The sequence below is a fragment of the Streptomyces sp. NPDC037242 genome, from assembly GCF_055604165.1.
In genome coordinates this window covers 141,161-159,004 of the sequence record NZ_JBVJUY010000003.1, presented here as the reverse complement: position 1 = coordinate 159,004, position 17,844 = coordinate 141,161, and the positions used below count along the sequence as shown (strand labels likewise).

At 72.8% G+C, this 17,844-nt stretch carries 18 protein-coding genes; 13 read left to right on the top strand and 5 right to left on the bottom strand.

Going from position 1 to position 17,844, the window contains the following annotated elements; genetic code table 11:
- Nucleotides 1–7: 7 nt before the first annotated feature.
- The gene (locus ACZ7GJ_RS06120; RefSeq protein WP_470749928.1) at nucleotides 8–466 is read right to left on the bottom strand and encodes an ATP-binding protein; all 459 of its coding nucleotides are present in this window, start codon (nucleotides 464–466) and stop codon (nucleotides 8–10) included.
- A gap of 197 nt (nucleotides 467–663) precedes the next feature.
- Between ACZ7GJ_RS06120 and ACZ7GJ_RS06115 the strand changes: the two genes are divergently transcribed.
- Nucleotides 664–1,548: a helix-turn-helix domain-containing protein gene (locus ACZ7GJ_RS06115; protein ID WP_470749926.1), complete on the top strand. Its 885-nt coding sequence runs from the start codon at nucleotides 664–666 to the stop codon at nucleotides 1,546–1,548.
- Nucleotides 1,549–1,561: 13 nt separating this feature from the next.
- Nucleotides 1,562–1,786, top strand: coding sequence for a DUF397 domain-containing protein (locus tag ACZ7GJ_RS06110; protein ID WP_470749924.1), 225 nt, complete (start codon nucleotides 1,562–1,564; stop codon nucleotides 1,784–1,786).
- Nucleotides 1,787–1,792: 6 nt separating this feature from the next.
- Here the strand turns inward: ACZ7GJ_RS06110 and ACZ7GJ_RS06105 are convergent, their stop codons facing one another.
- Nucleotides 1,793–2,965: an 8-amino-7-oxononanoate synthase gene (locus ACZ7GJ_RS06105; protein WP_470749923.1), complete on the bottom strand. Its 1,173-nt coding sequence runs from the start codon at nucleotides 2,963–2,965 to the stop codon at nucleotides 1,793–1,795.
- Nucleotides 2,966–3,120: 155 nt separating this feature from the next.
- On the opposite strand from ACZ7GJ_RS06105, the gene bioB reads away from it, so the two are divergent.
- The 6 genes from bioB to ACZ7GJ_RS06075 all read left to right on the top strand — a co-directional run bounded on the left by bioB (nucleotide 3,121) and on the right by ACZ7GJ_RS06075 (nucleotide 10,660).
- Entirely contained in the window at nucleotides 3,121–4,380 is a 1,260-nt protein-coding gene (gene bioB / locus ACZ7GJ_RS06100; RefSeq protein ID WP_470749921.1) for a biotin synthase BioB, read from the top strand.
- Nucleotides 4,373–5,707, top strand: a complete 1,335-nt coding sequence (locus ACZ7GJ_RS06095; RefSeq protein ID WP_470749919.1) for an adenosylmethionine--8-amino-7-oxononanoate transaminase — start codon at nucleotides 4,373–4,375, stop codon at nucleotides 5,705–5,707. The genes bioB and ACZ7GJ_RS06095 overlap by 8 nt, the downstream gene beginning before the upstream one ends.
- Before the next feature lies 1 nt (nucleotide 5,708).
- Complete coding sequence (gene bioD, locus ACZ7GJ_RS06090) at nucleotides 5,709–6,428, top strand: dethiobiotin synthase (protein ID WP_470749917.1); 720 nt, start codon at nucleotides 5,709–5,711, stop codon at nucleotides 6,426–6,428.
- Between the two features lie 69 nt (nucleotides 6,429–6,497).
- A complete protein-coding gene (locus ACZ7GJ_RS06085) occupies nucleotides 6,498–7,181 on the top strand; it encodes a class I SAM-dependent methyltransferase (RefSeq protein WP_470749915.1) in 684 nt (227 codons plus the stop codon).
- Nucleotides 7,182–7,254: 73 nt separating this feature from the next.
- Nucleotides 7,255–8,091 (top strand): ABC transporter ATP-binding protein, encoded by an 837-nt coding sequence (locus tag ACZ7GJ_RS06080; protein WP_470749913.1) that lies wholly within the window; start codon nucleotides 7,255–7,257, stop codon nucleotides 8,089–8,091.
- 4 nt (nucleotides 8,092–8,095) lie between these two features.
- A complete protein-coding gene (locus tag ACZ7GJ_RS06075) occupies nucleotides 8,096–10,660 on the top strand; it encodes an FtsX-like permease family protein (RefSeq protein ID WP_470749911.1) in 2,565 nt (854 codons plus the stop codon).
- A 39-nt stretch (nucleotides 10,661–10,699) separates the two neighbouring features.
- Here ACZ7GJ_RS06075 and ACZ7GJ_RS06070 read toward each other — a convergent pair whose 3' ends face one another.
- A complete protein-coding gene (locus ACZ7GJ_RS06070; protein ID WP_470749909.1) occupies nucleotides 10,700–11,125 on the bottom strand; it encodes a GNAT family N-acetyltransferase in 426 nt (141 codons plus the stop codon).
- A gap of 204 nt (nucleotides 11,126–11,329) precedes the next feature.
- Here ACZ7GJ_RS06070 and ACZ7GJ_RS06065 point away from each other — a divergent pair, with 204 nt between their 5' ends.
- The 5 genes from ACZ7GJ_RS06065 to mug all read left to right on the top strand — a co-directional run bounded on the left by ACZ7GJ_RS06065 (nucleotide 11,330) and on the right by mug (nucleotide 16,605).
- Nucleotides 11,330–12,661, top strand: a complete 1,332-nt coding sequence (locus tag ACZ7GJ_RS06065) for a hemolysin family protein (RefSeq protein WP_470749907.1) — start codon at nucleotides 11,330–11,332, stop codon at nucleotides 12,659–12,661.
- Complete coding sequence (locus tag ACZ7GJ_RS06060) at nucleotides 12,658–13,680, top strand: hemolysin family protein (protein ID WP_470749905.1); 1,023 nt, start codon at nucleotides 12,658–12,660, stop codon at nucleotides 13,678–13,680. The genes ACZ7GJ_RS06065 and ACZ7GJ_RS06060 overlap by 4 nt, the downstream gene beginning before the upstream one ends.
- A gap of 65 nt (nucleotides 13,681–13,745) precedes the next feature.
- Nucleotides 13,746–14,537 (top strand): SGNH/GDSL hydrolase family protein, encoded by a 792-nt coding sequence (locus ACZ7GJ_RS06055; RefSeq protein ID WP_470749903.1) that lies wholly within the window; start codon nucleotides 13,746–13,748, stop codon nucleotides 14,535–14,537.
- A gap of 71 nt (nucleotides 14,538–14,608) precedes the next feature.
- Entirely contained in the window at nucleotides 14,609–16,042 is a 1,434-nt protein-coding gene (gene purB / locus ACZ7GJ_RS06050) for an adenylosuccinate lyase (protein ID WP_365924209.1), read from the top strand.
- Nucleotides 16,039–16,605, top strand: coding sequence for a G/U mismatch-specific DNA glycosylase (gene mug / locus ACZ7GJ_RS06045; RefSeq protein WP_470750085.1), 567 nt, complete (start codon nucleotides 16,039–16,041; stop codon nucleotides 16,603–16,605). The genes purB and mug overlap by 4 nt, the downstream gene beginning before the upstream one ends.
- Here mug and ACZ7GJ_RS06040 read toward each other — a convergent pair.
- Nucleotides 16,602–17,036: a hypothetical protein gene (locus tag ACZ7GJ_RS06040; protein WP_470749901.1), complete on the bottom strand. Its 435-nt coding sequence runs from the start codon at nucleotides 17,034–17,036 to the stop codon at nucleotides 16,602–16,604. The two genes, mug and ACZ7GJ_RS06040, sit on opposite strands and share 4 nt — an antisense overlap.
- A 40-nt stretch (nucleotides 17,037–17,076) precedes the next feature.
- Nucleotides 17,077–17,826, bottom strand: a complete 750-nt coding sequence (locus ACZ7GJ_RS06035; RefSeq protein WP_470749899.1) for an ABC transporter permease — start codon at nucleotides 17,824–17,826, stop codon at nucleotides 17,077–17,079.
- Nucleotides 17,827–17,844: the final 18 nt, after the last annotated feature.

Sequence of the window (17,844 nt, the reverse complement as noted above, 5' to 3'; positions counted from 1 at the left end):
CCGGGGTTCAGCGGCCGGTGGGCGCCTTCGCCGGGGCCCCGGCGCGCCAGGGCAGGGCGATCCACACGGTCTTGCCGCCGTCCTCGGTGGGACTGACCGAGAGCCGGCCGCCGGCCTCCGCGGTGAGCCAGCGGATGATGACCATCCCCCGGCCGTTGTCCTGCTGGACTGCGGCCGGGAGCCGCTTGGGCCAGCGCGGGTGGCTGTCGGTCACACCGATGCGGAGCCACTCCTCGCGTTCGAGCCGGACGTCGACGGTGAAGGTGGGCGACTGGCCGAAAGTGTGCTGCACGGCATTGGTGGCGAGTTCCGAGACGATCAGCCGGACGCTCTCGGCCGTGTCGGTGCCGGGGCCGTCCTGGGGGAGCCCCCATTCACTCAGCACCTGTGCGACGTAGCGGCGGGCGGTGGCGACCGAAGCGGGATCGCTCGGCAGAGTGACGGATGCTTCCTGGTGATCTGCCATGGCGACGGTCCCTTTCCCACCGGGACGGAACCGCCCCGGATCTGTGCTGGACGCCAGAGTGCCACTCATCGTGCCGCCGTTTCGCCCGTTCTCCCAAGTTATGCATATATCTGTCGCTCGATGCGGTGAACTCTGCTACGGAAGAGCGTATTTGGACGGCAGACTGGTGCGAGCTGTGCCGGTGGAAGGAGGCGGGTGTGCAGCACGGTCCCGCGGTACGCCGGCGCAAGCTCGGCGAGGAGCTGCGTGCACTGCGCGACCGGTCCGGACTCACCAGCGGTGAGGCGGCCCGGCTCGTAGGATGGCACCAGTCGAAAATCAGCCGCATCGAGACAGGGCGCAGTGGCGTCAAAGTGGAGGACATCCGCCTCCTCCTCGATGCCTACGGGCAGCTGGTGAGCCCCGAGCAGCGGGCGCTGCTGGAGGCCCTCTCGGTCTCGGCGGCCGGCCCCGCCCCCGGCGGTGACACCGGGCGCGGCCGCCAGTGGTGGCACGACTACCGGGGCCTGCTGCCGCAGGAGTACCGGGACTTCATCAGCCTGGAGGCCGGTGCCCGGTCGGCCCGCACGGTGGAACTGTCCGTGGTGCCGGGGCTGTTGCAGACCCCCGAGTACGCGCGCGCCGTGACCCGGGCCGCGCTGGGCGGGCTGCCGGAGCCGAAGGTGGACGCGCTGGTCGAGGTACGGCTGGCCCGGCAGTCGGTGCTGCGGGCGAGTCCGCCGCTGGAGCTGAGCGCCGTACTGGACGAGGCGGTGCTCCGGCGGAAGATCGGCGGGCCGGGGGTGATGGCGGAGCAGCTGCGCTACCTGGTGGAGGTGGCGCGGCTGCCGCAAGTGCGGCTGCAGGTGCTGCCGTTCAGCGTGGGGGGACATCTCGGCCTGACCGGACCGTTCGTAATTTTCTCATTTCCGAACATCGCCGATCTGGATGTGGTGGTACTCGACCACTTGACGAGTAGCCTCTATCTGGAGCGGAAGGAAGACCTAGAGGCGTACAGCGCAGCGTTCCGCACCATCCAGGCGCACGCCCTCCCGCCCCGTGACTCGTCGGATCTCATCAGCTCACTCGCTGACGACGCGTAAGGAGGCACCCCCCGTGTCCGCAACCCCCTTATCCACCAGCGGACTTCTGATCAGCGCGCGGTGGCGGCGGAGCAGCCGCAGCACCGGTATGAACAACTGCGTGGAAACCGCCGTCCTCGGTGACGGCCTGCTGGCCGTCCGCGACTCCAAGCGGACGGACGGCCCGGCCGTGCTCTTCACCGGGCCGGCCTGGGACGGCTTCATCGTCTCCGTACGGGCGGACGCGACGCTCGCGTAGCTCCGCTCAGTGGTCCGTGGCTCCGGCCGGAGCGGTCCGCAGGATCGTTTCGACGGCCCGGGTGATCTCGTCCCCCGTGAGATCGGCCCGGGCTGTCAGCCGCAGCCGGGAAATGCCGTCCGGTACCGACGGCGGCCGGAAGCACCCCACGGACAGACCTGCCTCGCGGCAGTCGGCGGCCCAGCGCAGTGCCGCCGAAGCCGAAGGGGCCCGTACCGACACCACGGCCGCGTCCGGCCGGGCCGCGGTCAGGCCGGACGCGGTGAGCCGCCCGTACAGCTCGGCGGACACCTCACGGGCCCGGCCGGCCCGTTCCGGTTCCCGCCGGAGCAGGCGCAGGCTCGCCAGCGCGGCGCCCGCGGCGGCCGGCGCCAGCCCGGTGTCGAAGATGAAGGTCCGGGCGGTGTTGATCAGGTGCCTGATCACCTTGGCCGGGCCGAGCACGGCCCCGCCCTGGCTGCCCAGCGACTTCGAGAGGGTCAGCGTGGCGACCACTCCGGGCGCGCCCGCGAGCCCGGCGGCGTGCAGCGCGCCGCGGCCGCCCTCACCCAGTACGCCCAGCCCGTGCGCGTCGTCCACGACCAGGGCCGCGCCCTCGGCACGGCAGGCGGCGGCGTAGTCGGCGAGCGGTGCGGCGTCCCCGTCCACGGAGAACACCGAGTCGCTGACGAGCAGCGCCCGGCCCCCGTGCGCGGCGAGCGTCTTGCGCGCGGTCTCCGGGTCGGAGTGCGGGACGACGGCGGTCTCCGCGCGCGAGAGCCGGCAGCCGTCCACGATCGAGGCGTGGTTCCCGGCGTCCGAGACGACCAGCGTGCCGCGGTCGCTGAGCGCGGTGACGGCGGCGAGGTTGGCGGCGTACCCGGACGAGAGGACGAGCGCGGCCTCGAAACCGCAGAAGTCCGCGAGCTCGCGCTCGAGCTCGGCATGAAGCTCGGTCGTACCCGTCACGAGGCGGGATCCAGTCGCTCCGGCCCCCCAGCGCTCGGCCGCCTCGCGGGCGCCCCGTACCGTCTCGGGGTGCCTGGACAGCCCGAGATAGTCGTTGCTCGCGAGATCGAGGAGCGGCGAGGAGGCCTCGCGCGGGCGCAGGGTACGGACGAGTCCGGCCTGCTCGCGGGCCTGCTCCGCGTCGTCGATCCAGGCGAAGACGTCCACGGGTTCGGGGTTGTGCTGGGGCATCGGCGGTCCTCGCGTTTTGTCGGCAGTCCACAGACCTGCCCGACCCTAGCCGCCGTCACTAGAGCGCCAGGTGTGGCGATACACACACTCCGTTCCGGCCATGTTGTTGGATCTCTCCTTGGCCGGGAGTGGTCGTGTGGTCCAGGATCGGCGTCATGGACCTGCTGAACACCCTGGTGGACAAGGGGCTGCGGCGCGAGCTGCCGACCCGCGAAGAGGCACTCGCCGTGCTGGCGACCTCTGACGACGAACTGCTCGACGTGGTGGCCGCGGCCGGCAAGGTGCGCCGCCAGTGGTTCGGGCGTCGGGTCAAGCTGAACTACCTGGTCAACCTGAAATCGGGCCTCTGCCCCGAGGACTGCTCCTACTGCTCGCAGCGGCTGGGCTCGAAGGCCGAGATCCTCAAGTACACCTGGCTGAAGCCCGATGAGGCCTCCCAGGCCGCGGCCGCCGGTGTCGCGGGCGGGGCCAAGCGGGTGTGCCTGGTGGCGAGCGGCCGCGGCCCCACGGACCGCGACGTGGACCGGGTCGGCAAGACCATCGAGGCCATCAAGGAGCAGAACGAGGGCATCGAGGTCTGTGCCTGCCTCGGCCTCCTCTCGGAGGGCCAGGCGGAGCGTCTGAAGGACGCGGGTGCCGATGCCTACAACCACAACCTCAACACCTCCGAGGCGACGTACGGCCAGATCACCAAGACCCACACGTACGCGGACCGCGTCGACACCGTGCAGAAGGCGCACGCGGCGGGCCTGTCGGCCTGCTCGGGCCTGATCGCGGGCATGGGCGAGAGCGACGAGGACCTGGTCGACGTCGTCTACTCGCTGCGCGAGCTGGACTCGGACTCGGTGCCGGTCAACTTCCTCATCCCGTTCGAGGGCACCCCGCTCGCCAAGGAGTGGAACCTCACCCCGCAGCGCTGCCTGCGGATCCTGGCGATGGTCCGGTTCGTCTGCCCCGACGTGGAGGTCCGGATCGCCGGCGGCCGCGAGGTGCACCTGCGCTCGATGCAGCCGCTCGCGCTGAACATCGCCAACTCGATCTTCCTCGGCGACTACCTCACCAGTGAGGGCCAGGCCGGCCAGGCCGACCTCGACATGATCGCCGACGCCGGCTTCGAGGTGGAGGGCGCCGGTACGACCACCCTCCCCGCGCACCGCTCCGACGCCGCGGCCGCCGCGGCCACGGCCGGGGGCTGCGGCTCGCACGGCGGCGGCGCCTCGGTGTGCGGCTCCGGTTCCGCCCCGGGTGCCGCGGGCTCCGCCGACGGGGCCGGCTGCGGCTCGGCCTGCGGCGGCTGCTCCGGGCACGCGCAGCCCGCGGCCGCACCGGCGCAGGCCGACGCCGGCGAGGTGCGCTCGGACCTGGTTGCGGTCCGCCGCCGCGGCGCGGGAACGGATCTCGCGCCCAATGCCTGACCAGCACCCCGTGCACGACCCGCTCGACGCGCTGCCGGACGCCGCCGAACTGCTCGGCCTGGACCGGCAGCACGTCTGGCACCCGTACGGTCCGATGCCCGGGCGGGAGGGGCCGCTGCTGGTCTCCTCCGCCTCGGGCGTCCGGCTGCGCCTCGGCGCACCGGCCCAGGGTCGGGACGAGCTGGTGGACGGCATGTCCTCCTGGTGGTCGGCGATCCACGGCTACAACCACCCGGCGCTGAACGAGGCCGCGACCGACCAGCTCGGCCGTATGTCGCACGTCATGTTCGGCGGGCTCACCCACGAGCCCGCCGTCCGGCTGGCCGCGCGGCTGGTCGAGATCACCCCGGCCGGGCTGGACCACGTCTTCCTCTCCGACTCGGGTTCGGTGGCCGTCGAGGTCGCCGTGAAGATGTGCCTCCAGTACTGGCGCTCGGTGGGGCGGACCGGCAAGACCCGGCTCATGACCTGGCGCGGCGGCTACCACGGCGACACCTGGCAGCCGATGGCCGTGTGCGACCCCGAGGGCGGGATGCACGAGCTGTGGTCGGGCCACCTGCCCAAGCAGGTGTTCGCGGACGCGCCGCCCGGCGACTTCGACACCCCGGTCGACCCCGCGTACGCCGACCACCTGCGCTCCCTGATCGCCGCGCACGCCGACGAGCTGGCCGCCGTGATCGTGGAGCCGGTGGTGCAGGGCGCCGGGGGCATGCGCTTCCACAACCCGGGCTACCTGCGGGTGCTGCGCGAGCTGTGCGACGAGTACGGGGTCCTCCTGGTCCTGGACGAGATCGCGACCGGGTTCGGCCGCACGGGCGCGCTGTTCGCGGCCGACCACGCCGGGATCACCCCGGACGTGATCTGCGTGGGCAAGGCGCTGACCGGCGGCTACCTCTCGCTCGCGGCGACGCTCTGCACGGAGCGGGTGGCCGTCGGCATCTCGCAGGGCGAGGTGCCGGTGCTGGCGCACGGGCCCACCTTCATGGGCAACCCGCTCGCGACGGCGGTGGCGCTGGCCTCGATCGACCTGCTCCTGAACCAGGACTGGGCGCGCGAGGTCAAGCGCATCGAGGCGGGCCTGCGCGAAGGCCTCGCCCCGGCCGCCGCGCTTCCCGGGGTGAAGGAGGTCCGTGTCCTCGGTGCCATCGGCGTGGTCCAGCTCGACCGCCCCGTCGACATGGCGCGCGCGACCCGGGCGGCCGTCGCCGAAGGCGTCTGGCTGCGCCCGTTCCGGGACCTGATCTACACCATGCCCCCGTTCGTCACGGGCGACGCCGACGTGGCGCGCATCTGCCGCGCGGTCACCGCCGCGGCACGGGAGGGCTGACATGACCGTGTTGATGGTCTCCGGGACCGGTACGGAAATCGGCAAGACGGTGGTCACCTCGGCCGTCGCGGCGGCCGCGTTGGCCGCCGGCCGCTCGGTGGCGGTCCTCAAGCCCGCCCAGACGGGCGTGGCCCCGGACGAGCCGGGTGACGCGGCGGAAGCCGTCCGGCTGGCCGGACCGGCCGTGACGGCAGTGGAACTGGCCCGCTACCCCGAGCCGTTGGCCCCGGACACGGCGGCCCGCCGCGCGGGTCTGGCCACGGTGTCCCCGGCCGAGATCGCGCATGCGGTCGAGCGGCTGTCCGCCGACCACGACCTGGTGCTGGTGGAGGGCGCGGGCGGGCTCCTCGTGCGCTTCGACGCCGCCGGGAACACCCTGGCCGACGCGGCCCGGCTGCTCGGCGCGCCGACGCTGGTCGTCGCGCCGGCCGGCCTGGGCACGCTCAACTCGACGGCACTCACCGCCGAGGCCCTGCGCGCGCGGGGCCTGAACGGCCTCGGCGTGGTCATCGGCAGTTGGCCGGAGCAGCCCGACCTGGCCGCCCGCTGCAACCTGGCCGACCTCCCCGCGGTCTCGGGACTCCCCCTCCTGGGCGCGGTCCCGCAGGGCTCGGGCGGCCTGGACCCGCAGGACTTCCGCCGCGCCTGCCCCGGCTGGCTGGCCCCGGCGCTCTCGGGCACCTGGTCGCCGGAGTCGTTCCTGGCGGACTGGCCGGCGTAGCGACGGGGGATGGGGTCCGCGATCCGGGGGAGACTGACGTTACGCGTCCGTCCGCCCCGGAGGTACGTCATGCCGAAGCAGAGCAAACCCGCATCCGGCCCGCCGTCCGCTGACCCCGTCCACCATCCGCTCTTCGCCCGCTTCTACGCCCGTGCCAGCGTCCAGGCCGACACCCGGGGCGGCATCGCCGTGCTGCGCCGGGAGCTCCTCCAGGGAGTGAGCGGCCGCGTCATCGAGATCGGCGCCGGCAACGGCCTCAACTTCGCGCACTACCCGCGCGCCGTCTCCGAGGTCGTCGCCGTGGAGCCCGAGCGCACCCTGCGCCGGCTCGCGGTCGATGCGGCCCTGCGCGCGGAGGTCCCCGTGGACGTCGTGCCCGGCGCCGCCGAGGCCCTGCCGGTCAAGAGCGAGGCCTTCGACGCCGCCGTCGCCTGCCTCGTGCTGTGCACCGTACGGGACCTGCGGCGCTCCCTCGCGGAGCTGCACCGCGTGCTCCGTCCCGACGCCGAGCTGCGGTTCTTCGAGCACGGGGCGGCGCCCGGCCGCGGTATGGCCGCCGTCCAGCGGGGGTTGGACCGTACCGTCTGGCCCCACCTCTTCGGCGGGTGCCACACGTCCCGCGACGCGGTCGCCGCGATCGAGGCCGCCGGATTCCGCATCGTCTCCCTGCGCCGGTTCCGGCTGCCGGCGCGCGGGCCGGCGCTGCCGACCTCGTACTGCGTCATCGGATCGGCCCGCCGCTCCGACGCGTAGCCCATTCCGAAGCCGTGGTTCCAGGCCTACTCTCGCCCCCGACAAGGCAATTGCCCGACCCGGGGGAGAGCAAGTGGCCCGTACCCAGCCCAAGGAGACCGAGGCGCCGGAGCCGGCTCCGACCGCGGCCCGCGCCCGGGCCCTGACCAAGGCGTACGGCAGCGGTGAGACCTGCGTACTGGCCCTGGACGCGGTCGACGTGGACATCGCCCGCGGCCGGTTCACGGCGGTGATGGGACCCTCCGGTTCCGGCAAGTCCACGCTGATGCACTGTCTGGCCGGGCTGGACACCGTGTCCGCCGGACAGGTCTGGCTCGGGGACACCGAGATCACCGGCCTGCCCGACCGCCGGCTGACCCGGCTGCGGCGCGACCGGGTCGGCTTCGTGTTCCAGTCGTTCAACCTCCTGCCGACCCTGACCGCCGCCGAGAACATCACGCTGCCGATGGACATAGCCGGGCGGCGCCCCGACCAGGCGTGGCTGGACCGCGTCATCGACACCCTGGGCCTGCGCGACCGCCTCCACCACCGCCCGAGCCAGCTCTCGGGCGGCCAGCAGCAGCGCGTGGCCTGCGCCCGGGCCCTCGCCTCCCGGCCCGAGCTGATCTTCGCGGACGAGCCCACCGGCAACCTGGACTCCCGTTCCGGGGCCGAAGTGCTCGCCTTCCTGCGCACGGCGGTGGACTCGCTCGGCCAGACCGTCGTGATGGTGACCCACGACCCCGGCGCCGCCGGCCATGCGGACCTGGCGCTCTTCCTCGCCGACGGCCGGATCGTCGACCGGATGCCGGACCCCACGGCGGAGGCGGTGCTGGAACGGATGCGCCGCTTCTCCTCCCCCGGCGCCGGTCTCCCCGCGACCGGTCTGCCCGCAGCCCACACGCCCGCCGCCGACACCGCCGAGGGCTGAGGCCGTGCTCCGTGCCAGCCTGCGCAGCTTCCTCGCCCACAAGGGCCGCCTGCTGCTGTCCGCGCTCGCGGTCCTGCTGTCGGTGGCGTTCGTGTCCGGCAGCCTGATCTTCTCGGACACGGTCACCCGGACCTTCGACCGCCTCTTCGCCTCCACCTCCGCCGATGTGACGGTCGGTCCGGCGGAGGACTTCGCCGAGACCCTCCCCTCGGGCGTCGTGCCCACCGTCCCCGCCGACCTCGCGGACCGGGTCGGGGCCGTCCCCGGCGTCGCGGGGGTCCACGTCGACGCCACCGTCGAGAACGTCACGGTCGTGGACTCCGCGAACGAGCCGGTGGGCCCGACCACCGGCGGGCCGACGATCGCCGCCAACTGGTACGTCACCCCGCGCACCCCCGTGAAGCTGACCAGCGGCCGCGAGCCGGCCGGTCCGGGCGAGGCCCTGCTCGACCGGGACACGGCCGACAAGCGCAAGGTGCGTATCGGGGACACCCTCACCGTCCTCGCCCCGCCCGGTTCCTTCAGGGTCAAGGTCACCGGTATCGCGACCTTCACCACCACCAACCCGGGCGCGGCCCTCGTCTTCCTCGAGACCTCCGCCGCCCAGCGGCAGCTGCTCGGCGGGGCCGACCGCGCCTCGGCCATCGCGGTGGACGCGGCCCCCGGGGTCTCGGACGCGGAGCTGAAGGCACGGATCGCGGCCGCCCTCGGCCCCGGCTACGAGCTGCGGACGGCGGCCGAGCAGGCGAAGAGCTCCGCCGCGCAGCTCGGCGGGTTCCTGTCCGTCGTCAAGTACGTGATGCTCGGCTTCGCCGGTGTGGCGGTGCTGGTCGGGATCTTCCTCATCGTCAACACCTTCTCGATGCTGATCGCCCAGCGCACCCGGGAGCTCGGGCTGCTGCGCGCGCTCGGCGCCGACCGCAGGCAGGTCCGCCGTTCGGTGCTGACGGAGGCGCTGCTGCTGGGGCTGACCGGCTCCACGCTGGGTCTGGGCGCCGGGATCGGGCTGGCGGCGGCCCTGATGGAACTGATGGGCCTGGCCGGGATGAACCTGAGCGCGGCCGAGATGGCCGTCGGCTGGGGAACTCCGGTGGCGGCCTACGCGGTCGGTCTGGGCGTCACCCTCGTCGCCGCGTACCTCCCGGCCCGGCGCGCGGCCGCGGTGTCCCCGATGGCGGCGCTGGCGGACGCCGAGGTGTCGGGCCAGGGGAAGCCGCTGACCGTACGGGGCACCGTGGGCGGCCTGCTGGGCGCAGCGGGGATCGCCGCCCTGGCGGGGTGCGCGGCCGGCACCCGTACGGCGAGCGCTTCGGCGCTGCTCGGGCTGGGCGTCGTACTGACGCTGGTGGCGATGGTGGTGGCGGGGCCGCTGCTCGTACGGCCCGTGGTCCGGGTGCTGGGGGGTGCCTTCCCACGGGTGTTCGGCGCGGTCGGGCGGCTCAGCCGGCGCAACGCGCTGCGCAACCCGCGCCGGACGGGGGCCACCGCGTCGGCGCTGATGGTGGGGCTTGCGCTGGTGAGCGGGCTGTCGGTGGCGAGTTCCTCGATGGCGGCCTCCTTCGACGCGCAGATCGACAGGACGCTGGGCGCGGACTACGTCGTCCAGAACGCGAACTTCATGCCGTTCCCCGCCGAGGTGACGCAGGCCGTACGCCGCTCCGCGCAGGGCGGCCTGGTGGTGCGCCAGCGGTTCGCCCCGCTACGGGTCTCGCTGCCGGACGGGGCCCGGATCGAGACCTCGGCGGCCGGCTACGACCCGGAGCTCGACGAGGTGGCGCACGTGACGTACGCCGAGGGCGCGACCCCGGCCGCGCTCGGCGCGGACCGGATCGGGATGGACCGGGACTTCGCGGTGTCACACGGCATCCGGGTCGGGACGGTGCTTCCGGTGCTGTTCGCTGGCGGCCGACAGGCTTCGCTGACGGTGGGGGCGCTGACCGACATGGACGCGCCGCAAGCACCCGGGGCCAAGGGCGGGCTGTTCATGGGCCTGGGCACACTGGAGTCGTACCTGCCGGGCGGCCAGGACGCGGCCGCGTACGTGAACGGCGCGCGGGGCGGTGACGTGGCGGCGCTGCGCGGGCGGCTGGAGACGGCCCTGGCGGGCTATCCCCAGGTGCAGGTGCGCAACCAGGCCGATTACAAGGAGCTGATCCGGGGCCAGATCTCGGTGATGCTGATGCTGGTGTACGGACTGCTGGCCCTGGCGATCATCATCGCGGTGCTGGGGGTGGTGAACACCCTGGCCCTGTCGGTGGTGGAGCGGACCCGCGAGATCGGGTTGCTGCGGGCGGTCGGCCTGTCGCGGGCGCAGCTGCGCCGGATGATCCACTTGGAGTCGGTGGTGATCGCGGTGTTCGGCGCCGTGCTCGGGCTCGGGCTCGGGCTGGTCTGGGGGCTGGCGATGCAGCAGGTGCTGGAGTTGCAGGGGATGGCCGCGCTGGAGATCCCGTGGCCGGTGATGGGCGCCGTGGTGGCCGGCTCGGTGGTGGTCGGGCTGGCGGCGGCCGTGCTGCCGGCGCTGCGGGCCGCGCGGATGAACGTACTGGCGGCCATCGCGCACGAGTGACCGCCCGGCGACGCCCGACCCGGCCGCCGCCGGGCGGGATCACCCGTTCAGCGGCTTCACCCAGCGCGTCCACTGGTCCTCGGGGTGGTAGCCGGCCGCGCTCCATGCCCCGTGCGCGTTTTCGTTGCGGACGAGCACCATGGCGTCCGCGCGCCGCCCGCCGAGCGCCACGAACCGCTCCTCGGCGGCAGCCAGCAGCGCCGATCCGATGCCCTGCCTGCGGTGCTGCGGGTGCACGGCGAGCCGGTACAGGTGGCAGCGCCAGCCGTCGAAGCCGGCGATGACCGTGCCGACGAGTTCGCCGTCGCGGCGCGCGAGCAGCAGGGCCTGCGGGTCGCGGGCGTACAGGCGCCCTACGCCGTCGAGGTCGTCACTGATGCTCGTGCCCTCGGCCGCGGCCTTCCAGAAGTCCAACACGGCGGCGAGGTCGGATTCCCCTGCGGGTCCGATGTGAAGATCGGTCATGCCGGGGATCCCATCACGGCCCGGGATGTTGGGCCAAAAGAATTATCCGATCCCTTTGCCCTTCCTTTACCATGTGGGCAATGGTTCCCACGAACACCACTCGAACGAAAGGTGTGAGCGTCCGCCCATGGGCGAGCCTCCCAGTCCACGACATCGCGCGACACCTCTCCTCCTGGCCGATCATGGGACGGAGGTGATCGACCGATGACCGAAGTGCTCCTCCTGGTCGTGGCACTGCTGCTCTGCCTTGCCTGCGGGGCTTTCGTCGCGGCCGAGTTCTCGCTGACCACCATCGAGCGCAGCGAGCTGGAGCGGGCCGTCGAGCGCGGCGAGCGCGGGGCCGACAGTGCCCTGGCCGCCGTCCGGAGCCTGACCTTCCAGCTCTCCGGCGCCCAGCTCGGCATCACCGTGACCGGCCTGGTCATCGGCATGATCTCCAAGCCCTCGATCGCCGCCCTGCTCTCGGGCCCCTTCGAGGACATGGGCCTGTCCTCCGGCGCCGCCTCCTCCACCGCCCTTGTCCTGGGCACCGGCCTGTCGACCGTCGTCCTGATGGTCGTCGGCGAGCTGGTGCCCAAGAACTGGGCGATCTCCTCGCCGCTGGCCGTCGCCAAGCGCGTCGCCACCATGCAGCGGGTCTTCAGCCGGGCCTTCCGCCCGCTGATCGGCCACCTGAACACCACCGCCAACCACATGGTGCGGCGGTTCGGCATGGAGCCCGCCGAGGAGCTGGCCTCCGCGCGCACCCCGCAGGAGCTGGTGGCACTGGCCCGGCACTCCGCGAAGGCCGGTGCGCTGGAGAAGGACACCGCCGAGCTGTTCGTGCGGACCCTGAACCTCGCCGACCTCACCGCCGAGAACGTCATGACCCCGCGCGTCCAGGTCACCGCCCTCGAAGTGCAGACCACCGCCGAGGACGTGGCGAACGCGACGCTGGCCACCGGCCTGTCGCGCTTCCCCGTCTACCGGGGCAACCTCGACACCGTCGTCGGCACCGTGCACATCAAGGACGTCCTGGCGCTGCCCGCCGAGGAGCGGCACCAGCGCCCGGTGTCCTCGCTGCTGCGCGAGCCGCTCCTCGTACCGGAGTCGCTGACCGTGGACCGGCTGCTGGACCGGCTGTCCGGCAAGCAGACGATGGCCGTGGTCATCGACGAGTACGGCGGCACGGCCGGCGTGGCCACGCTGGAGGACATCGTCGAGGAGGTCGTCGGCGAGGTCCGCGACGAGCACGACCCGCACGAGACCTCCGACCTGGCCCCGGCCGGCCAGGACGAGGCGGGGCGCATGCTCTACTCCGCCGACGGCGCGGCGCGCACCGACCAGCTCCAGCGGATCGGGCTGCGCGCGCCGGAAGGCCCGTACGAGACGCTGGCCGGTCTGATAGCGACCGAGCTGGGCCGGATCCCGGTCGTCGGCGACAGCCTGGAGCTGGACGGCTGGCGTCTGGACGTGGTGGACGCGAGCGGCCGGCGGGCCGCGCGGGTGCTGTTGCACGTGCCCGTGGCCGACGAGGGTACGGAGGGGGTCCGATGACCGCGATCCAGTTGCTGATCGGCCTGGCGACCCTGGTCGTCAACGCCTTCTTCGTCGGCGCGGAGTTCGCGCTGATCTCGGTCCGGCGCAGCCAGATCGAGCCGTACGCCGAGCAGGGCGACCGGCGCGCCCGCGCCGTCCTGTGGGCGCTGGAGCACGTGTCCGCGCTGATGGCCGCGGCGCAGTTGGGCATCACGCTGTGCACCCTGGTGCTCGGTGTGGTGGCGGAGCCCGCCATCGCGCACCTGCTGACCCCGCTGTTCGACCTGGTCGGGGTGCCGGCCGGCGTGACCCACGCGATCTCCTTCGTGGTGGCGCTGGCGCTGGCGACGTACCTGCACATGCTCTTCGGCGAGATGCTGCCGAAGAACGTGGCGCTGGCCGAGCCGGTGCGCACCGCGCTGCTGCTCGGGCCGCCGCTGGTGACCCTCACCCGGGCGCTGCGGCCGGTGATCTTCGCGATCAACGCCTTCGCCAACGCGCTGCTGCGCTTGCTGCGGGTGGATGTGAAGGACGAGGTCGCGGCGACCTTCACGGACGACGAGCTGGCGCGGATCGTGAAGGACTCCAGTGACGCGGGGCTCATCGACGACAGGGCGAGCGAGCGGCTGCACGACGCCCTGGAGCTGGGGCGCAGGCCGGTCACCGATGTGGTGCTGCCCGCGAACCGGGTGGTCTCGGCCCGGCAGGGGATCACGCCCGCCGGTCTGGAGCTGCTGTCGGCCGAGTCCGGGTACTCCCGCTTCCCCGTCATCGACGCGCAGCACGGGATCCTCGGCTACCTGCACGTCAAGGACGTCCTGGACGTGACGGAGCGGGACCAGCCCTTCCCGGTCTCGGCGCTGCGGCCCATCGCCCAGGTGCGGGCCGAGACCCCGCTGGACGACGTGCTGACCGCGATGCGGCGCAGCCGTACGCATCTGGCCGCGGTCCTCGGGGCCGACGGGGCCATGACCGGCCTGGTCACGATGGAGGACGTGCTGCGCGAGCTGTTCGGCAAGCCGGCCTCCGCGCAGTGATCTGCCGCGACGTGTGGTCCCCGGCCCTGCGGGGCCGGGGTACCGCGCGGTAGCATCGCTCCGCCATGGAGATGAATGCGTCCTACACCAGTTTCGTCGCGGTCGGCGACTCCTTCACCGAGGGCATGTCCGACCTGCTCCCGGACGGCTCCTACCGGGGCTGGGCCGATCTGCTGGCCGCCCGCCTCGCGGCGCGCGAGCCGGCCTTCCGCTACGCGAACCTCGCCGTGCGCGGAAAGCTGATCGGCCAGATCGCCGCGGACCAGGCCCCTGTGGCCGCCGCGATGGGCGCCGACGTGGTGACCCTGGTCGGCGGGCTGAACGACGCGCTGCGCCCCAAGGTCGACATGGGCCGGGTGCGCGGGCACCTGGAGGAGGCGGTGGGACTGCTCGCCCCCTCGTGCAAGACGCTGGTCCTGATGCGCTCCCCGGGGCGCAACGGGCCGGTGATGGAACGCTTCCGCCCGCGCATGGAGGAGCTCTTCGCCGTCATCGAGGAGCTCGCCGCCCGGCACGGCGCCCTCGTGGTGGACCTGTACGGGCCCGCCGTCCTCGGGGACCCCCGGATGTGGGACGTGGACCGGCTACACCTGACCGCCGAGGGCCACCGCCGGGTCGCGGAGGCCGTCTGGCAGACGCTGGGCCTGCCGCCGGAGGAGGACTGGCGCGTGGAACTCCCGCCCGCGGTCCCCCCGGGCTGGGCCGCCCGCCGCGGCCAGGACCTCAGCTTCGCGCGACAGCACCTGCTCCCCTGGGTCGGCCGCCGCCTCACGGGCCGCTCCTCCGGGGACGGCCGCCCGGCCAAGCGCCCGGAGCTGCTGCCGTACGAGGCTCCGGCGGGCGACCGGCTCTCGTAGCAAGGCACAATCCGGGGCGGGGTCCCTACCTGCGTAAACACACAGCGGGAGCCCAAGTAGAATCCCTACACGTGACAGCCAAGCCCCGCATCCCCAATGTCCTGGCCGGCCGCTACGCCTCTGCGGAGCTCGCCGTCCTGTGGTCCCCCGAGTACAAGGTGACGCTGGAGCGGCGGCTGTGGCTCGCCGTCCTGCGCGCCCAGAAGGACCTCGGTATCGAGGTCCCCGACGAGGCTCTCGCCGACTACGAGCGCGTCCTCGAGACCGTCGACCTCGCCTCCATCGCCGAGCGCGAGAAGGTCACCCGGCACGACGTGAAGGCCCGTATCGAGGAGTTCAACGACCTCGCCGGGCACGAGCACGTCCACAAGGGCATGACCTCCCGCGACCTGACCGAGAACGTCGAGCAGCTCCAGATCCGGCTGTCGCTGGAACTGGTCCGGGACCGTACGGTCGCCGTCCTCGCCCGCCTCGGCAAGCTGGCCGGCGAGCACGCCGAGCTGGTCATGGCCGGCCGCTCCCACAACGTCGCCGCGCAGGCGACCACCCTGGGCAAGCGCTTCGCCACTGCGGCCGATGAGCTGCTGGTCGCGTACGGCCGCCTGGAGGACCTGCTGGGCCGCTACCCGCTGCGCGGGATCAAGGGCCCGGTCGGCACCGCCCAGGACATGCTCGACCTGCTCGGCGGCGACTCCGCCAAGCTCGCCGACCTGGAGCAGCGCATCGCCGCCCACCTCGGCTTCGCCGAGGCCTTCACCTCGGTCGGCCAGGTCTACCCGCGCTCGCTCGACTACGACGTGGTCACCGCCCTGGTGCAGCTGGCCGCCGCGCCGTCCTCGATCGCCAAGACGATCCGCCTGATGGCCGGCCACGAGCTGGTCACCGAGGGCTTCAAGCCCGGCCAGGTCGGCTCCTCCGCGATGCCGCACAAGATGAACACCCGCTCCTGCGAGCGCGTGAACGGCCTCATGGTCATCCTGCGCGGCTACGCCTCGATGACCGGCGAGCTGGCCGGCGACCAGTGGAACGAGGGCGACGTCTCCTGCTCCGTGGTCCGCCGGGTGGCCCTGCCCGACGCGTTCTTCGCCCTCGACGGCCTGCTGGAGACCTTCCTGACGGTCCTCGACGAGTTCGGCGCCTTCCCGGCCGTCGTGGCCCGCGAGCTGGACCGCTACCTCCCCTTCCTGGCCACCACCAAGGTCCTGATGGGCGCGGTGCGCGCCGGAGTGGGCCGCGAGACCGCCCACGAGGTCATCAAGGAGCACGCGGTGGCCTCCGCGCTCGCCATGCGCGAGCAGGGCGCCGAGCGCAACGAGCTGCTGGACAAGCTGGCCGCCGACGAGCGGATGCCGCTGGACCGGGCCCAGCTCGACGCGCTGATGGCCGACAAGCTGTCCTTCACCGGCGCCGCGAGCGACCAGGTGGCGGCGGTGGTCTCCCGCATCGAGGCGATCGCCAAGCAGCACCCGGAGGCTGCCGGGTACACGCCGGGGTCGATCCTCTGACCCCCGACGAGCTGAACGCCGCCCGTGACCGCGTCCTCCCGGACGTGGTCGCGGGCGGTCTGCGTGTGCTCTTCTGCGGAATCAACCCCGGGCTCCTCTCCGCCGCGACGGGCCACCATTTCGCCCGCCCCGGCAATCGCTTCTGGCCCGTCCTGCACCTGTCCGGCTTCACGCCGCGCCGGCTGGCCCCCTCCGAGCAGGACGAGCTGCTGACCTACCGCCTCGGCATCACCAACGTCGTCGCCCGCGCCACGGCCCGCGCCGACGAGCTCAGTGCCGAGGAGTTCCGCGAGGGCGGCCGCATCCTGACGGCCAAGGTGGAGCAGTTGGAGCCCCAGTGGCTGGCCGTGGTCGGAGTGACCGCCTACCGGACCGCGTTCGGCGAGCGCAAGGCCCGGATCGGCCCCCAGGACCGGACCATCGGCTCCACCCGCATCTGGGCCCTGCCCAACCCCAGCGGACTCAACGCCCATTGGACCGCCGAGTCCATGGCCCAGGAGTACGCCCGCCTGCGCGCGGCCGCGGACCCCGCGGCCGAACAGCCCTCTCCCAGAACTCCCTAGGGCGGGTCGATCACGGTGACCGCGGCCATCAGCTGCGGCGAGTGGTCGGCCCCCCAGCGGGACTCGTAGAGCGCGACCCACCGGTCCCCGGCCCGCCAGAGGCTCAGGTATTCGGTGGTGTCGCCGATCTCCCGCCACGGCTGCGCCACCTCCTCCCCGTCCCCCCGCAGCCTCAAGCTCGCCAGGGTGAACACATCGGGCTCGCCCCAGCGCTCCGCCAGCCGCTGTGCCACGGCCTCGAACTCGGCGGCGACCTGCTCCTCCTGAGCCACTCGGCCGGCCGCGTCCTCGTCCCCGTACCAGCGGCTCCCGCCCAGTTCCGCGAGGTGGTATCCCGGGCCGCTGGTACCCACTTCTGACCTGCCCGGGACGTCGGGGAAAGCTCGTGTCCGCAGCCGGTCGATCGTGTCGAGATGCTCTGCCGTGGTCATACCGTCAGTATCACGGGGCCCACTGACAACTGGCTCGGCGTCACGCGTCCCGCCGGCGCATCGAAAGCCAGCCGCCGACCAGCGCGACCGCCGCCCACAGCGCCAGCACGCCCAAGCCGCTCCAGGGACCGAGGACGCCCTCGGACTCCGCCCGCATCGCCATCTGCCCGGCACGGTCCGGCAGGTACTCGGCCACACCCTCGACGGCCGCACCGATGACGAACGGGACCACCAGCACCAAGGGTATGAGCATGCACAGGACGGCCGACGTATTGCGCACAACCGCCGTCAGACCCGCTGCGAGCAGAGCCATCAGCATCATGTAGACCCCGCTGCCGAAGATCGCGCGGAGGCTGCCCGGGTCGCCGAGTCCGAGGGCGTACTGGCCCATGAACGCCTGGCCCGCCACGAAGGTGACGAACCCGGTGGCCTGGCCGACCAGGAAGGCAAGTCCGCCCACCATCGCGATCTTCGACAGGTAGAGGCGGGTGCGGTTCGGCACCGCGACCAGCGAGGTGCGCAGGCCGCCGTCGTGGAACTCGGAGGCGAGAGCACTCGCTCCGAAGGCGAAGGCAGCGATCTGCCCGAAGACGGCTCCGTAGAAGGCCGCGAGGAGCGGATCGTCACCCATGCTGCCGGCCTCGGCCGTGCCTATCGCCGCGGCTGTCAGCACCTGGATCCCGACGGTGGCGGCGAAGAGGGCTATCAGCGCCCCGTAGGTTCCGCGGAGGGACCGTATCTTGATCCATTCCGAGTGCAGGACGGGGACGGTGGGCAGAGCGGCGCTCATGGTGAAGCCTCCTTGCAG

What these genes read in the sequence shown, in the direction of transcription:
- ACZ7GJ_RS06105 (WP_470749923.1), bottom strand. Translation starts at nt 2,965, where the DNA reads ATGCCCCAGCACAACCCCGAACCCGTGGACGTCTTCGCCTGGATCGAC.
- bioB (WP_470749921.1), top strand. Translation starts at nt 3,121, where the DNA reads ATGGACCTGCTGAACACCCTGGTGGACAAGGGGCTGCGGCGCGAGCTG.
- ACZ7GJ_RS06120 (WP_470749928.1), bottom strand. Translation starts at nt 466, where the DNA reads ATGGCAGATCACCAGGAAGCATCCGTCACTCTGCCGAGCGATCCCGCT.
- ACZ7GJ_RS06085 (WP_470749915.1), top strand. Translation starts at nt 6,498, where the DNA reads ATGCCGAAGCAGAGCAAACCCGCATCCGGCCCGCCGTCCGCTGACCCC.
- ACZ7GJ_RS06095 (WP_470749919.1), top strand. Translation starts at nt 4,373, where the DNA reads ATGCCTGACCAGCACCCCGTGCACGACCCGCTCGACGCGCTGCCGGAC.
- ACZ7GJ_RS06035 (WP_470749899.1), bottom strand. Translation starts at nt 17,826, where the DNA reads ATGAGCGCCGCTCTGCCCACCGTCCCCGTCCTGCACTCGGAATGGATC.
- bioD (WP_470749917.1), top strand. Translation starts at nt 5,709, where the DNA reads ATGACCGTGTTGATGGTCTCCGGGACCGGTACGGAAATCGGCAAGACG.
- ACZ7GJ_RS06055 (WP_470749903.1), top strand. Translation starts at nt 13,746, where the DNA reads ATGGAGATGAATGCGTCCTACACCAGTTTCGTCGCGGTCGGCGACTCC.
- ACZ7GJ_RS06060 (WP_470749905.1), top strand. Translation starts at nt 12,658, where the DNA reads ATGACCGCGATCCAGTTGCTGATCGGCCTGGCGACCCTGGTCGTCAAC.
- ACZ7GJ_RS06040 (WP_470749901.1), bottom strand. Translation starts at nt 17,036, where the DNA reads ATGACCACGGCAGAGCATCTCGACACGATCGACCGGCTGCGGACACGA.
- ACZ7GJ_RS06065 (WP_470749907.1), top strand. Translation starts at nt 11,330, where the DNA reads ATGACCGAAGTGCTCCTCCTGGTCGTGGCACTGCTGCTCTGCCTTGCC.
- ACZ7GJ_RS06070 (WP_470749909.1), bottom strand. Translation starts at nt 11,125, where the DNA reads ATGACCGATCTTCACATCGGACCCGCAGGGGAATCCGACCTCGCCGCC.